Genomic DNA, 15,186 nt, shown 5'->3' with positions numbered 1-15,186 from the left:
TTTCTCCTTATTTCAGCAGGCTGTCGAGCTGGTTAATATCGTGGTTGTTATGCAGGTGCGGCACCGTCCAGCCGTGGCGGTCGTAGTCGGCCAGGCAGCGGTCAACCAGCGTCATCATGCCGTTCATCGCCCCGGATTTTTGCGCGTGCTGCAGGCACTGCATGCGCACCAGATCCTGGCTGCCCGCGTAGTTCAGCTCGTACAGCTCATGGCGGCCGCCGAATTCGCTGCCCATTGCATCCCACATCAGCTTGAGAATTTTGATACGTTGCTCGTGGTCGATGCCGTTAGAGCCGCGAACGAAGCGCGCCAGATAGCCGTCGATTTCCGGGTTTTGCAGATCGCGCACGCTGGACGGCAGATAGATCAGCCCGCTGGCGACGTTGCACTCAATGATGTTTTTGATTTTGGCCCAGGCAATGGGCGCCATCACCCGATAGGTCTGCATCGCCTGCATATCCGGCAGGTATGCGCCGTTGATCCAGTGGGTGGATTCCGCGCACATGGCATCGCTCAGCGACCAGAACAGGTTACGCCAGGCCACCACTTCGCCCAGCGCCGCCTGCACGCCGCGAAACTCCAGCACCCCGGTGCATTCCAGGCTTTTTTGCAGCAGCGCGGTGATGAAATCCAGCTTCACCGCCAGCCGGACGCAGGCCTGCATCGGATACAGCCGCACGAATCCTCCTTCAAAATACCAGCGGCGGCAGCGGTCAAAATCCCGATAAACAAGTACGTTCTCCCAGGGGATCAGCACCTTGTCCATCACCAGAATGGCATCGTTTTCGTCAAAGCGGCTGGAGAGCGGGTAATCAAAAGGCGAACCGGTTGCCCCGGCGGTCAGCTCGTAGGAGGCGCGGGAAATCAGCTTCACGCCGTCGGCATCCATCGGGGCAACGAACATCAGCGCAAAATCCGGGTTATCGCCCATCACCTGCGCCGATCCAAAACCGATAAAGTTGTAGTGAGTCAGCGCAGAGTTGGTCGCCACCACTTTGGCACCGCTGACGATAATGCCCGCGTCGGTCTCTTTCTCCAGCTTGATGTAGACGTCTTTCACTTCATCGGCGGGCTTGTTGCGGTCGATGGGCGGATTAACGATGGCGTGATTGAAGTACAGGCCGGATTCCTGAATGCGTTTGTACCAGCTGCGGGCATTACCGGCGTACTCCCCATAAAAGTCGGGATTGGCGCCCAGCGCGCTGCCGAATGCCGCTTTATAGTCCGGCGTGCGCCCCATCCAGCCGTAGCTGTAGCGCGACCAGTCGGCGATGGCATCACGCTGCTGGCGGATTTCTTCAACGGAGCGGGCGTAGCGGAAGAAGCGATGGGTATAGCCGCCATTGCCGGTATCGGTATTCCAGCACAGCCGATCGTGGCTTTCCGGCGCGTGCAGCGCATCGTATAAACCGGCAACGGAGGCGGCGGCGTTGCGAAAGGCCGGATGAGAGGTCACATCCTTTACCCGCTTGCCGTAGATATAAATTTCACGCCCGTCGTCCAGGCTCTTCAGGTACTCACTGCCGGTAAAGGGGCGGGTTGTTTCGGCACGATAATCTTCTGGCTTCATAGTAACCTCTTCTGTTTTCAGAGAAACACGGTGGCGGTAAACGCCATCATTTGTTATTGAGATGTTTCATAACCGTTAAGATTTAAGCGTGGTAGCGCAGAAGGAGGAAGAGACGAATCAGGCCATCGCCGGTACTTTTCCGTAATGGCCCCGGTATTATATGAAAACGTGAACGCGCTCGCATAACCGGGGATTTACGGCCTATCGTCGGCGATATTCACTGGGAGAACATCCTTCAAGGCGATGAAAGAAACGTGCAAAATAGGCGGGATCTTTGTATCCGAGCTGCCAGGCAATCTGGTGGACGCTGGCGGTGCTGAACAACAGCATTCGGCGGGCTTCACGCATTACCCGCTCAAAGATCAGACGCTTGGGCGGCAGATTGGCCAGCCGGCGACACAGCTCGTTCAGGCGCGACTCGCTGATCCCCAGCTCCTGCGCATAGTCCGGCACTGTGCAATGCTCGCGATACTTTTCATTGACCATCTGGTTGAAACGCTGAAAAAGCCGCATTTCACCCCGCACACTGACGTTACCGCTGTCGTGCAGGTCCGCCTCGCGCAGTACCAGGGTAAACAGGCTTTGTGCCAGCAGACGAAGCTGGATTTCGCGGCCGCTCAGCTGCCACGTAAATTCGTGCACGATGAGCGGCCAGAGCCTGTCCAGCGCCTCCCGCGTTTGAGGGCGGGAAGCCAGCGACAGGCAGAAGCCGGGAATATCCAGTGACTCGCGGCTGCCGGGCCACAGTGCCTGCATCAGCGGCCAAATCAGCTCCTGGCGCACTGTCAAAACGTGGCCGTCGCTGTCGCTTTCGGTGTTGAAGGCGTGCGGCACCGAGGGCGGCGTCAGTACAAACAGCGGTGCCTGTAGTGAATAATGATGCTCATCCAGCTGCAGCTCCATTTTTCCACTGGTCAGGTAGTGGAGCTGAAAAAAGCGATCGTGCCAGTGCGGGCGCATATCGCGGCCGAAGAACGCCGCCAGCCCGGAAAACGTCGCATAGTGGACATCGTCATCGGCATACTGTTGGTCGTCGTACTGCTGGCTGATATTAATATTTTCCATCATCGTTACTCCGTCCATGATTATTGCTTCACCGCCGCGTTGTTCAGTGAATCCCGCTGGATGGCCGCCTCGCGCTGCATGGGTATCCGCCAGACCACCGCCGCGCCCAGCAGCAGCAGAGCCGCCATCAGCCACAGACCGCTGTTAAAACTGCCGGTTATGTCGCGCAGGATGCCAATAAACAGAGGGCTGCATGCGGAGCCGATATTGCCCACCGCGTTAATAACCGCAATCGCCAGCGCTCTGGCCCGCTGGCCGATGGCCCGATCGGGCGTCGTCCAGAAAATAGCCATCGCGCTGAAGGAACCCATTGAGGCCATCACGATGCCGCCAAGCTGTAGCAGCGGATGTGACGTTGCCGACGCCAGCAGCCAGCCCGCCGCCGCAAACAGGAACGGCAGCAGCGTGTGATACTTACGCTCCTGATGGCGATCCGAGCGGCGACTCCACGCGATCATGGCGAAAATGGTGCACAGCTGCGGCACGGCGGCCAGCAGCCCAATGACGATATTGCTGCTGTGCTGGTTGAAGCTTTGCAGGATTTGGGGAGTCCAGATATTAATCGCGCTCAGCGTGTTGGTCAGGCAGAAATAGGTAAGGGTATACAGCAGCACGACCGGGGCCAGCACCTGTCGCCACAGCGGTCTGCCGCTTTCCGCCTGCGGCTGCATGTTTTGCTGACGATCGCGCTCGAACATTGCCGCCAGCGCGGTTTTCTCCTCACCGGTCAGCCAGCGGGCATTTGCCGGCGCATCATCAAGAAAGAACCAGACCAGAACGCCCAGCAGTACGGACGGGGCCCCTTCCAGCAAAAACATCCATTGCCAGCCGCGTAAATTCAGCAGACCGTCCAGCGCCAGAATGTAACCTGAGACCAGCGATCCCAGCATCATAGTGACCGGCATGGCGATCATAAACAGCGCGTTCGCCCGGGCGCGATAAACCGCCGGGAACCAGTGGGTCAGGTAAACCAGAATGCCGGGAAGGAAGCCCGCTTCGGTAATGCCGACGATCATGCGTAACACATACAGCGAGGTCGGGCCGGTGGCAAACAGCGTGCAGGTTGAAGCGATTCCCCATGCCACCATGATGGTGGCGATCCAGCGCCGCGCGCCGATAATACCCAGCATCATATTGCTGGGTATGCCGCACAGCACGTAGGTGACGTAAAACAGCGTGGCCGCCAGACCAAACATGGTGGAGGTCAGACCGAGGTCCTGGCCCATGGTCAGCCCGGCAAAGCCAATGTTAATCCGGTCAAGAAAGGAGAAAACAAACAGGACGAAAAGAAACACGATCGGACGACGGAACAGTTTACGGATCACGTTCTGTTCAATGGCGGACGGTGATGTCCCCCTTTCTGACTGAATTAACGAGGTCATAGCGCATCTCCGCAGATTAATAACCGCTCTGTTTTTGCCCGCCAGGGCTGACCGGCTCGCGAATAAACTTCGTCGCCAGTGCCTCTGCCGTTCGCGCCAGCAGGGTAGTATCGACCCCAACGGCCACGAACAGCGCCCCCAGCTCCAGGTAGTGGCGGGCGAGGGCCTCGTCAGCCATCAGTATCCCCGGTGCTTTTTCGGCGGCGCGGATGGTTTTTATCGCCCCGGCGATCGTCGCCTGCACCTGCGGATGGCGCGGGTCACCGGCGAAGCCCATATCGGCGCTCAGGTCCGCCGGGCCGATAAACACACCGTCAATGCCGTCAACGGCAAGGATTTCGTTCAGGTTCTCAATACCTTTGCGCGTTTCAATCTGCACCAGCGTGCAGATTTGTTCCCCGGCGTGTTGCAGGTAGTCGGGAACACGGTTCCAGCGAGAGGCACGGGCCAGCGCGCTGCCAACGCCACGGATACCCTGCGGCGGATAGTGGCAGGCGCGCACCGCCGCCCTCGCCTCTTCCGCGCTTTGTATCATCGGGATCAGCAGCGTCTGCGCACCTACATCAAGCAGCTGTTTGATTAGCACCGGATCGTTCCATGCCGGCCGCACTACCGGCTGGCTGTCGTAGGGCGCAATTGCCTGCAGCTGGCTCAGCACCGTTCGCAGATCGTTAGGGGCATGTTCACCGTCAATCAACAGCCAGTGGAATCCCGCTCCGGCCAGCAGCTCGGCGCTGTAAGAATTTGCCAACCCCAACCACAGCCCAATCTGCGGTGTTTTCTGCCGCAGCGCCTGCTTGAAAATGTTGTTTATCATTGTCGTTCCTCAGATAAAACGGCAGCCGATGGCCCCCATCACGCCGTAGTCAACGTGGAAGGTATCGCCCCTGCGCGCAGCCACGGGGCGGGTAAACGAACCGCTCAGGATCACCTGCCCCGCTTCCAGCTTCACCTCGTGCGCGGCCAGCTTGTTAGCCAGCCACGCCACGCCGTTTGCCGGATGGTTAAGCACCCCCGCCGCCACGCCGGACTCTTCAATCACGCCGTTGCGATACATCAGCGCACTGACCCAGCGCAGATCCAGCGCATCCACTCTGACCGCCCGGCCGCCCATCACCACGCCTGCGTTAGCGGCGTTGTCGGAAATGGTGTCGAAAACCTTGCGCGGGCGCTGGCTCTGCGGATCGATCTGATGACAGCGGGCGTCAATAATTTCCAGCGCGGGAATGACGTAATCCGTCGCATTCAGGACGTCAAACAGCGTGCATCCCGGCCCGCTCAGCGGTTTTGCCAGCACAAACGCCAGTTCCACCTCCACGCGCGGCACGATAAAGCGATCCAGCGGAATATCGCTGCCCTCGCTGAAAAACATATCGTCCAGCAGCGCGCCGTAGTCCGGCTCATCAATCTGCGAACTGGCCTGCATTGCTTTCGAGGTCAGGCCGATTTTGTGCCCCTTCAGTTCGCGGCCTTCGGCAATTTTCTTCGCCACCCAGCGGCGCTGAACGGCGTAGGCGTCTTCAATCGTGATATCGGGATGCGCCAGCGACGGCTGGCGGATCTGTTCACGGTTTTTCTCGGCCTGATGGAGTTCGGCTGCCAGCCGATCCAGCGTGGCGTCATTTAGCATGGGGTTTTCCTTTTTCATCCGGTTCAAACAGGGCATGTACGTTGTTCTGTTTGAAATTCAGCTGCGGATGCAGCTCTTCCACCGCCAGCGACAGCGCCAGATAGCGCCCGGCCATCAGCGCCGCAAAATGGCGTTTGATCAGCGCAAACAGCTCCGTCATGACCGGCTGTAGCTGTTCGAGGCTGCGGCCGTGGCCGATTTTCAGCGTCATATGCACAAAGGCGTAATCGCGCTTGCCGTCGGCCATCTGCCAGCAGTCAATCCAGTGCGCCCGGCTGCGAATGCCACCGAGCGGAAACAGCCCGCTGCTGGCCAGATGCTGATTTACCGCCGCAAACAGACGCGGCAATTCGGCCTGCTGGCGGATATTGTCGGTACACTCCACGATAAAATGCGGCATAGCGCCTCCGGTGTTTACAGCGTGTTGCCGAGCTTAAAGCCCTGCTCAACGTCGCCCTTGCGGGTATAGGAAAAACCGTCCGCGCCGATGGTCACCGCCAGCTCGCTGGGGTCGCTGCGCTCGACAACCGGCTGCGGTTTGCCGTCCAGATCGAGCACCAGCGAACCGTCGGTGTACCAGCTCGGGACCACCGGGTTGCCCCACCAGTCGCGGCGCTGGTTGTCGTGCACGTCCCAGCTGACCAGCGGATTGTCCGGGTCACCGGTGTAATAGTCCTGGGTGTAGATTTCGATGCGGTGGCCATCCGGGTCACGCAGATAGAGGTAAAAGGCGTTAGAGACGCCGTGACGGCCCGGCCCGCGTTCGATCAGGTCGGATTTACGCAGCGCGCCCAGCTTGTCGCAGATCGACAGGATGTTGTGTTTCTCATGAGTCGAAAAGGCAATATGGTGCATGCGCGGCCCGGCCCCACCGGTCATTGCCGTATCGTGTACCGTCGGTTTACGTCGCATCCAGGCGGCATACACCACGCCCTTATCGTCACGAATATCCTCCGTTACCCGGAAGCCCAGCCCCTGGATATACTCCACCGCCAGCGGCACATCGGGGGTAATCTGATTAAAGTGGTCCAGCCTGACCAGCGCGCCCGGCGTATAGAGATCGTAGCGCCAGGCAAGGCGGTCTACGTGCTGCACGTCGTAGAAAAACTCACAGGGAAAACCGAGCGGATCTTCAACGCGCACGGAATCGCCGATGCCTTTAACGAAGCCGTTCGCGCGCCGTTCCGTCCGGCATCCCAGCGATTTAAACCACGCTTCCGCCCTGTCCACATCCTGCGGGCTGCGCACCCGATAAGAGAAGGCGGCCACGGCGGCAACCGGCCCTTCCCGCAGCACCAGGTTATGATGGATAAACTCTTCCATCGTGCGCAGATACAGCGTCTGACTGTCCTCTTCCGTCACCTGCAGGCCCAGAATGTCGACATAAAATTCGCGGGCGGCCTGCAAATCTGTCACCTGTATTTCCATATAGGCGCAGCGCAGAATATCCGGCGCGGGCAAGGATGATGTGATGGTTTTGTTGCTCATAATGCGGCTCTCTTGTGATGTGAACTGGCAGCGCGCACCGAACGTAGCTTCGTGCGGCTGCCCTCGTAATTGTTGACCGACCTAGACGCCCCATTTCGGGATCGGATGATCGCCAAACGAAATACAGACGTTCTTCATTTCGGCAAACACCTCAAAGCTGTATTCGCCGCCTTCGCGCCCGGTGCCGGAAGCCTTAACGCCGCCAAACGGCTGGCGCAGATCGCGCACGTTTTGCGTGTTCACAAACACCATGCCGGCTTCGATACTGCGCGCCAGGCGCATCACCTTGCTGACGTCCTGGGTCCAGATGTAGGACGCCAGGCCGTATTCCACGTCGTTAGCCAGCCGCAATCCCTCCTCTTCATCACGGAACGGGATCAGGCAGGCCACCGGACCGAATATCTCCTCCTGTGCCACACGCATGCGGTTATCGACATCCGCCAGCACCGTGGGCCGCAGGAAGTGCCCCTGCTCCAGCCCCGCCGGTTTATCCGGCCCGCCTGCCAGCAGCGTGGCGCCCTCTTCAATTCCCAGACGGATGTAGCCGGAAACTTTTTCCCAGTGCTGCTGGCTAATCAGCGCGCCCACCTGGGTTTTCGGGTCGGTGGGATCGCCCACAATCAACCGCGAGGCCCGTTCGGCGAAGCGGCGGACGAACTCGGGATAGATACTCTGCTGGATGAAAATGCGTGAACCGGCGGTGCAGCGTTCGCCGTTAAGTGAAAATATGGTAAACAGCGCAGCGTCCATCGCCCGCTCAACGTCAGCATCCTCAAATATCAGCACCGGTGATTTGCCACCCAGCTCCATGGAAAACTTCTTCAGCCCGGCATTTTTGATAATGTTTCGTCCGGTCACCGTCCCGCCGGTAAACGACACCGCCCGCACATCGTGATGGCGCACCAGCGCATCTCCCGCCGTGGCCCCAAAGCCCTGCACCACATTCAGTACGCCCGGCGGAATACCCGCTTCCAGCGCCAGCTGACCAAGGCGATCCGCGCTAAGCGGCGACAGTTCAGACATTTTCAGCACCGCGGTGTTGCCCAGCGCCAGGCACGGTGCCACCTTCCAGGTGGCGGTCATAAACGGCACATTCCACGGCGATACCAGCGCACAAACCCCCACCGGCTGCACCAGGGTGTAGTTGAGCATTTTGTCGTCAACCGGATAGCTGCGGCCGTTCATCTGCTGGCAGACCTCGGCGAAAAATTCAAAGTTGTGTGACGCTCGCGGGATCAGCACGTTGCGCGTCTGATGGATAGGCAATCCGGTGTCCGCCGTTTCCAGCGCGGCGATCTCGGGCACATCGCGGTCGATGAGCTCACCGAGACGGCGCATCATCCGCGCGCGCTCTTTCATCGGCGTACTGGCCCACTTCGGGAAGGCGATTTTTGCTGCGGCGACCGCCTCGGCGATCTCCTGCTCTCCGCCGGAGGCTACCTCCGCCAGCACCTCGCCGGTCGCCGGGTTGCTGGTGGTGAAATAGTCGCTGCTGGCAACGTTTCTGCCGTTTATCCAGTGGTTAATCTTGTTCATTTCAGGCTGTCCTCAAACTGTTGTTCACTGACAATGCGGTTGGTCAGACGGCCTACCCCTTCGATCTCCACCACCACCTCATCGCCCGGTCGGACGTCGGCCAGCCCTTTCGGCGTGCCGGTGGCGATCATGTCGCCCGGCTGCAGGGTGAGAAATTCACTGAGATACGCGATCAGATACGGGATATCGAACACCATGTCGCGGGTATTGCCGCTCTGGCGCAGTTCGCCGTTGACGAAGGTTTTCAGCGCAAGGTTATGCGGGTCGGGCAGCGCGGACGGCCGTACGATGGCTTCACGCAGCGGGGTCAGCGTGTCGCGGCTCTTCACCCGCAAATTGGGGCGGTAGTAATTTTCCAGGTAGTCGCGCACCGCGTAGTCGTTGCACAGAGTGTAACCGGCCACGTATTCCAGCGCGGTATCACGACTGACGCGGCGGGCGGTTTTCCCGATCACCACCACCAGTTCCCCTTCGTAATGCATGTACTCCACATCGTCAGGGCGCACGGAAACACTGTGATCGCCGGTCAGGGTGTTCGCCGCTTTGATAAACACCAGCGGCTCTTCCGGGGCTTTAAAATCCAGCTCGCTGGCGTGATCGGCATAGTTCAGTCCGAGGGCGAACAGCGTGGGCTGGCCGGAGAGCTGTTCCACCGGCGGCACACTGTCGCTGAAGCGGTTACTCAGTTCGGGCAGACCGGCCGCTTTGATCGTCACCACATCACCCGCATGGAGGTCAACACGCTGTTGCGGAGTGCCCAGCAGGATCGCGTCGCCGGGCTGCAGGGTGGCAAATTCGCTGAGTGCAGCAATCAGTTCGGCTGCGCCACGCCTGAGATCGGCGGTGTTCCAGTGGTCGCGGACTTCGCCGTTAACCTCGGTGATAATTTGCAGCGCGCTGACGTCGGGCAGATCCACGGTTTCACCGATCGGGCAAAAACCGTCGCGGCACTTTGCCTTAATCGCCGGGCGGTAAAAGCTCTCTTCCGCCAGGCTCACCTCGTTAGCCAGCGCGTAACCCGCAATCACCTCGCGCGCCTTCTCCGCGCTCACTTTGCGCGCCGTTTTGCCAATCACCACGGCCAGTGTTGCGCCGCTGTAGACCTGCTCACCGGCGGGCAGACCGATAGTGTCCCGATGACTACGCCAGGTATTGCGCGGTTTGATAAACCATACCGGATGCCGTGGCGGGTGTTGATAGGGAGCCTGTTGGAACGCTGCTGCCCAGGCTTCAATCTGCGACTGATGATTGAGTGCAGCTGCAAAAACCGTTCTTTTCATCTCTGGTCCTCAATGGCAAGCAATTCGTTAATATATTAATGAAACAAGAATTACTCGCTAAAGAAGCACAGATCAACATCAGTTTTCCAGCTTGTGACGTGATTAACAAAAAAATAACACTTACATAAAAGAGTTAATTTTCATTGAATTGAAAAGTACATAAAGAAAAATGAAAAGTACTCGGCGGAGGAAATTTAGCAGAAAGTGAATTTATGTTACTATTAATGAAATTTTTCATCAGACCGCAGTGGAGCCGTATGCACGAATCTCTGACCATCGCCCTTTTACAGGCGCGGGAAACCGCCATGGGTTATTTTCGCCCGATCCTCAATCGCTATGGGCTGACCGAGCAGCAGTGGCGCATCGTGCGTATTCTGGCTGAAGTCACCACTCTGGATTTCCACGAACTGGCCGAACGGGCCTGCATTCTGCGCCCCAGTCTGACCGGCATTCTGACCCGGCTGGAGCGCGACGGACTGGTATCACGCCTTAAACCGGTGAACGATCAGCGCAAGCTGGTGGCCGCACTGACCCCGGAAGGGCTGGCGCTGTACAATAAAGCCCGGCTGGAAATTGATGAAGGTTACCGTCAGATTGAGCAGCAGTTTGGCAAAGACAGGATGATCCAGCTGCAGCAGCTGCTGGATACGTTTAACCAGCTACAGCCCTGACCAGCGGCGGGCAACGTCGAAAAGCGCTTGCGCTGACTGCGTTCTTTTGCGGCGGCAGCGGCCATGCTGAGGGCGCAGGCGTCACTGCGCGGCGGAGCACTAAAGTAAGCGGATCGGGGTGGCAGTAAAACGCTTTTGAGCGGAGGTGATGCGTCACCCCCTTCTTTCCGACGGGGGTGACTTTTTTTACGCGATTACTTCACGCAGCTGTCGCACTGATTGTGGATCTGCTGAAAGAAGTCGTTACCTTTATCATCGACCAGAATAAAGGCAGGGAAGTTTTCGACTTCAATTTTCCAGATCGCTTCCATGCCCAGCTCAGGGTACTCAACACATTCCAGACTTTTGATGCTCTGCTGCGCCAGCACCGCAGCCGGACCGCCGATACTGCCGAGGTAGAAGCCGCCGTGTTTCTGGCAGGCATCCGTTACCTGCTGACTGCGGTTGCCCTTCGCCAGCATAATCATACTGCCGCCGTTGGCCTGCAGCAGGTCAACGTAAGAGTCCATGCGTCCGGCGGTGGTCGGCCCCAGCGAGCCGGAGGCATAGCCTTCCGGCGTTTTGGCCGGACCCGCATAGTACACCGGGTGATCCTTAATGTACTGCGGCAGCCCTTCGCCGTTATCAATTCGTTCTTTCAGCTTGGCGTGGGCGATATCGCGCCCGACGATAATGGTGCCGCTGAGTGAAAGGCGGGTCGATACCGGATACTCAGACAGCTGGGCGAGGATCTCCTTCATGGGGCGGTTCAGATCCACCTGCACCACATCGCCCTCGCCCTGCTGGCGCAGTTCTTCTGGTATATACTGGCCCGGATTCTGCTCCATCTTCTCAATCCAGATACCGTCGCGGTTGATTTTCGCCTTGATATTACGGTCGGCAGAGCAGGATACCGCCATTGCCACCGGGCAGGATGCGCCGTGGCGCGGCAGGCGGATCACGCGGATATCGTGGGCGAAGTATTTACCGCCAAACTGCGCACCCAGTCCCAGCTGCTGCGCCGCCAGCAGCAGCTCCTGCTCCAGCGCCACATCGCGAAACGCCTGGCCGTGCTCGTTGCCTTCGGTGGGCAGCTGGTCGTAATAGTGGGTCGAGGCCAGCTTCACGGTTTTCAGCGTGCTGTCGGCCGACGTGCCGCCAATCACAAAGGCAATATGGTACGGCGGGCAGGCCGCCGTACCCAGGCTGCGCATTTTCTCGGTGAGGAAGTTTTTCAGTTTACCAGGCGTCAGCAGGGCTTTGGTTTCCTGATAGAGGTAGGTTTTATTGGCCGAACCGCCGCCTTTGGCCATGCACAGGAATTTGTATTCATCGCCGTCAACGCTGTAGAGGTCAATCTGCGCCGGCAGGTTGGTACCGGTGTTGACCTCACTGTACATATCCAGCGCGGCATTCTGCGAATAGCGCAGGTTGTCTTCGGTATAGGTGTTGTACACCCCCTGCGCCAGCGCGGCTTCATCGCCGCCGCCGGTCCACACGCGCTGTCCTTTTTTACCCATAATAATCGCCGTACCGGTGTCCTGACAGGTCGGCAGAATGCCCTTGGCGGCAATTTCGGAGTTGCGCAAAAACTGCAGTGCCACGTAGCGGTCATTCTGGCTGGCTTCCGGATCGGCCAGCATCGCGGCCACCTGGCGCTGGTGCGCCGGGCGCAGCATAAAGGAGGCGTCGTGGAATGCGTGCTGCGCCAGCAGCGTCAGGGCCTGCGGCTCCACTTTTAAAATCGACTGGCCGTCGAATTCACTGACGGAAACGTGATCGCGGGTGAGCAGATAGTATTCGGTATCCTCTTTGGCAAGAGGGAACGGGGTCTGATAATGGAACGGTTTTTTCGACATTTTGCTCTCACTTAATGATAAGTAGCCACGCAACATCGCTGAACCACCGGCAACGTCACTGGCGATATTTCATTATGGTTTTTTTCTCTGGCCGGCCCGGGGAAATGCGGGGCCGGCAGGTTTACGGAGGATGTTATAGGGAGTTGGGGATAATAACCATGACTTCTGTGCCAGATCAGAACATCATCACCATCCACGGATAGCCGATCAGCATCAGCGCGCACAGGAAGAATAGCCCGAAAATGGTTCCCATCCGCCAGTAGTCTTTGGTGGGCAGATAGCCACTACCGTAGTAAATCGGACTGGGTCCGGTACCGTACGGGGTGATAATGCCCATCACGCCGAGTGAGGTACACATCATCAGGCAGAACACCGGCATATTGATCCCCGGAATAGAGGCGGCAATGGTCAGCATCGCGGTGGTATGCGCGGTGGTGCTGGCAAACAGATAGTGCAGCAGATAGAAGGCGATCATCAGTACCACCGCCGAGACCTGCGGATCGTAGCCGTGGAGCAGCAGGCCGCCCTGCTTACCCAGCCAGGCAATAAAGCCCACGCGCGCCAGACCGTCGGCCAGCGCCACCAGCGTGGCAAACCAGGCGAAGGTGTTCCACGCCGGTTTGTTGCTGGTGATATCATGCCAGTTCAGCACCCCGGTCCACAGCATCAGCACCACCACCAGCAGCGCGGCCATCGCCGGTTCAATCCAGGCCGTGGCGAAGATCCACATCAGCAGTGCGGACACCACAAACACCAGCAGCAGGATTTCATTGCGCGACAGTTTGCCAAGCTTTTCCAGTTCGCTGGTGGCCCAGCGCGGCACTTCATCGTTGAATTTTACCTCCGGCGGATAGAGCCAGTAAGCCATCAGCGGCATGGTCAGCAGCAGCAGTACGCCCAGCGGCAGGAAAGCGATAAACCACATGCCCTAGGAGATATCAAAACCGATAACGCTTTTCACCAGCGCCAACAGGTTCGGCGCCAGCGCGGAGAGGAACATCGAGCTGGTGATACAGGCTGCGGTGATCGCCACCCACATCAGATAGGAACCGATCTTACGCGCGCTGGGGTCGCTGGGTTTGGAGCCGTACAGCGGCGGCAGGTTGGCGATAATCGGATAGATGGTGCCACCGCTGCGCGCGGTGTTGGATGGCGTAAACGGGGCCAACAGCAGATCGGCGAAGGTAATGGCATAGCCCAGCGTCAGGCTGCGGCGGCCAAGACCAAAGGCTCCAAGGCCATTCTGCAGATCTATCACGGTGGCCGCATGGTGGAACCGGAGCTGATCGGCGGAAAAACGCCGGTAGCGCCAAGCGCGATTGCCGCCCCCCGTGAAGGCACAACGACCCCACAGGCGCTGACGGCGGAAGAAGTGGAGGTGATGATCACCAAATTCGGCGATGCGGTAAACCGGGCAATTAAAGCCGGGTTTGACGGCGTGGAGCTGCACGGTGCGAATACCTATCTGATCCAGCAGTTCTATTCACCCAACTCCAACCGGCGCGACGATAAATGGGGCGGCAGCCGCGATAATCGCACCCGCTTCCCACAGGAAGTGCTGGAGATCACTCATAAAATGGTGCAGCGCTTCGCCGACTCCACGTTTATTATCGGCTATCGCTTCTCGCCGGAAGAGCTGGAAGTACCGGGCATCCGCTTTGACGATACCCTGTACCTGCTGGAGAAGCTGGCGGCGCGCGGCATAGATTACGTACATTTCTCCGTCGGCCAGCTGCTGCGCCCGTCTATCGTTGACCGCGACGATCCCACACCGCTGATCACCAAATACCTCGCCGCCCGTACGGCGACCCTGGCAAAGGTGCCGGTCATCGGCGTGGGCGGTGTGCTGAATAAAGCTGACGCCGAACTGGCGCTGGAGAAAGGCTTCGATCTGGTGGCGGTGGGTAAAGCCTGCATCGCCTGTCCGGACTGGGCCGATCGCATCATTAAAAACGAGCAGCTTGAGCTGTTTATTAACAGCACCCAGCGGGAAGCGCTGAACATTCCTGAACCGCTGTGGCGATTCTCGCTGGTGGATGCGATGATCCGCGATGTCAGCTCCGGCGGTCGGAAGTACAAAGCCGGGGTGTATCAGGAGAAAGTGGAAGCCGAAGTGCTGAAGCTGAAGATCAACGTCACGCTGGATACCGACCGTATTACCGATATCGCGATGGTGGCGGATGACTCGCTTGATGTGGACTTCACCACCACCTTTGAGAAGCTGCGCACCCGCATGCTGGTAGCCAACAGTCCCTACGTGGATGCCATCACCGGAGCCACCACTCAGAGTGAGGCGCTGAAAAAGGCCGTCTCCCGCGCAATAACCACCTCCAGTAAAGAACACGTGATCGAAGAAGACGGTAACCCGCAGGCGCCGCAGAGCTACGACGTGGTGGTGATCGGCAGCGGCGGTGCTGGTCTGGCGGCGGCGATCCAGGCCAGCGACGCCGGTGCGCACGTGGTCATTATTGAGAAGATGCCAACCATCGGCGGCAACACCATTAAAGCCTCGGTGGGGATGAACGCGGTGGAAACCCACTATCAGCAGTTGAAAGGTATTGAGGACAGCAAAACGCTGTTCTATGACGAAACGCTGAAAGGCGGCAAATTCAAAAACAACCCGGTGCTGCTGAAAGAGTTTGTCGAGCGGGCGCCGGGGGCGATTGAATGGCTGAAGGACAACAACATTGAACTCAGCGACATCAGGGAGCGATTCAGGGAGAAAA

General features: G+C 58.7%; 11 protein-coding genes and 2 pseudogenes. 2 read left to right on the top strand and 11 right to left on the bottom strand.

The features are described 5' to 3' along the window. Positions 1-7: 7 nt before the first annotated feature. From hpaB to AC07U6_RS18890, 9 genes are all read right to left on the bottom strand, one after another. Positions 8-1,570, bottom strand: coding sequence for a 4-hydroxyphenylacetate 3-monooxygenase, oxygenase component (gene hpaB / locus AC07U6_RS18930; protein ID WP_494764681.1), 1,563 nt, complete (start codon positions 1,568-1,570; stop codon positions 8-10). A gap of 201 nt (positions 1,571-1,771) precedes the next feature. Next, positions 1,772-2,656, bottom strand: coding sequence for a 4-hydroxyphenylacetate catabolism regulatory protein HpaA (hpaA, locus tag AC07U6_RS18925; RefSeq protein WP_494764735.1), 885 nt, complete (start codon positions 2,654-2,656; stop codon positions 1,772-1,774). Beyond that, positions 2,656-4,017: a 4-hydroxyphenylacetate permease gene (gene hpaX / locus AC07U6_RS18920; RefSeq protein WP_494764680.1), complete on the bottom strand. Its 1,362-nt coding sequence runs from the start codon at positions 4,015-4,017 to the stop codon at positions 2,656-2,658. Before hpaX ends, hpaA begins: the two co-directional genes overlap by 1 nt. 16 nt (positions 4,018-4,033) lie before the next feature. Next, positions 4,034-4,831, bottom strand: coding sequence for a 4-hydroxy-2-oxoheptanedioate aldolase (gene hpaI, locus AC07U6_RS18915; protein ID WP_494764734.1), 798 nt, complete (start codon positions 4,829-4,831; stop codon positions 4,034-4,036). 12 nt (positions 4,832-4,843) lie between these two features. After that, entirely contained in the window at positions 4,844-5,647 is an 804-nt protein-coding gene (gene hpaH, locus AC07U6_RS18910; protein WP_494764679.1) for a 2-oxo-hept-4-ene-1,7-dioate hydratase, read from the bottom strand. Further along, positions 5,637-6,047, bottom strand: coding sequence for a 5-carboxymethyl-2-hydroxymuconate Delta-isomerase (locus AC07U6_RS18905; protein ID WP_494764678.1), 411 nt, complete (start codon positions 6,045-6,047; stop codon positions 5,637-5,639). The genes hpaH and AC07U6_RS18905 overlap by 11 nt, the downstream gene beginning before the upstream one ends. Positions 6,048-6,061: 14 nt before the next feature. Then, positions 6,062-7,135: a 3,4-dihydroxyphenylacetate 2,3-dioxygenase gene (hpaD, locus tag AC07U6_RS18900; protein ID WP_494764677.1), complete on the bottom strand. Its 1,074-nt coding sequence runs from the start codon at positions 7,133-7,135 to the stop codon at positions 6,062-6,064. 81 nt (positions 7,136-7,216) lie between these two features. After that, positions 7,217-8,671 (bottom strand): 5-carboxymethyl-2-hydroxymuconate semialdehyde dehydrogenase, encoded by a 1,455-nt coding sequence (gene hpaE / locus AC07U6_RS18895; RefSeq protein ID WP_494764676.1) that lies wholly within the window; start codon positions 8,669-8,671, stop codon positions 7,217-7,219. After that, positions 8,668-9,951, bottom strand: coding sequence for a fumarylacetoacetate hydrolase family protein (locus AC07U6_RS18890; protein WP_494764675.1), 1,284 nt, complete (start codon positions 9,949-9,951; stop codon positions 8,668-8,670). The genes hpaE and AC07U6_RS18890 overlap by 4 nt, the downstream gene beginning before the upstream one ends. A 257-nt stretch (positions 9,952-10,208) precedes the next feature. Here AC07U6_RS18890 and hpaR point away from each other — a divergent pair, with 257 nt between their 5' ends. Further along, entirely contained in the window at positions 10,209-10,622 is a 414-nt protein-coding gene (gene hpaR, locus AC07U6_RS18885; RefSeq protein WP_494764674.1) for a homoprotocatechuate degradation operon regulator HpaR, read from the top strand. A gap of 194 nt (positions 10,623-10,816) precedes the next feature. Here hpaR and fumA read toward each other — a convergent pair whose 3' ends face one another. Next, positions 10,817-12,460, bottom strand: a complete 1,644-nt coding sequence (gene fumA / locus AC07U6_RS18880; protein ID WP_494764673.1) for a class I fumarate hydratase FumA — start codon at positions 12,458-12,460, stop codon at positions 10,817-10,819. 175 nt (positions 12,461-12,635) lie between these two features. Further along, positions 12,636-13,682, bottom strand: a pseudogene (locus tag AC07U6_RS18875) (DASS family sodium-coupled anion symporter); the annotation flags it as partial. Here AC07U6_RS18875 and AC07U6_RS18870 point away from each other — a divergent pair. Next, positions 13,659-15,164 (top strand): annotated as a pseudogene (locus AC07U6_RS18870) (FAD-dependent oxidoreductase); the annotation flags it as partial. The pseudogenes AC07U6_RS18875 and AC07U6_RS18870 sit on opposite strands and share 24 nt — an antisense overlap. Between the last annotated feature and the right edge of the window lie 22 nt (positions 15,165-15,186).

The sequence above is a fragment of the Erwinia sp. GW821-FHT03D09 genome, assembly GCF_059420805.1.
This window is presented reverse-complemented; position numbering and strand designations above follow the sequence as displayed.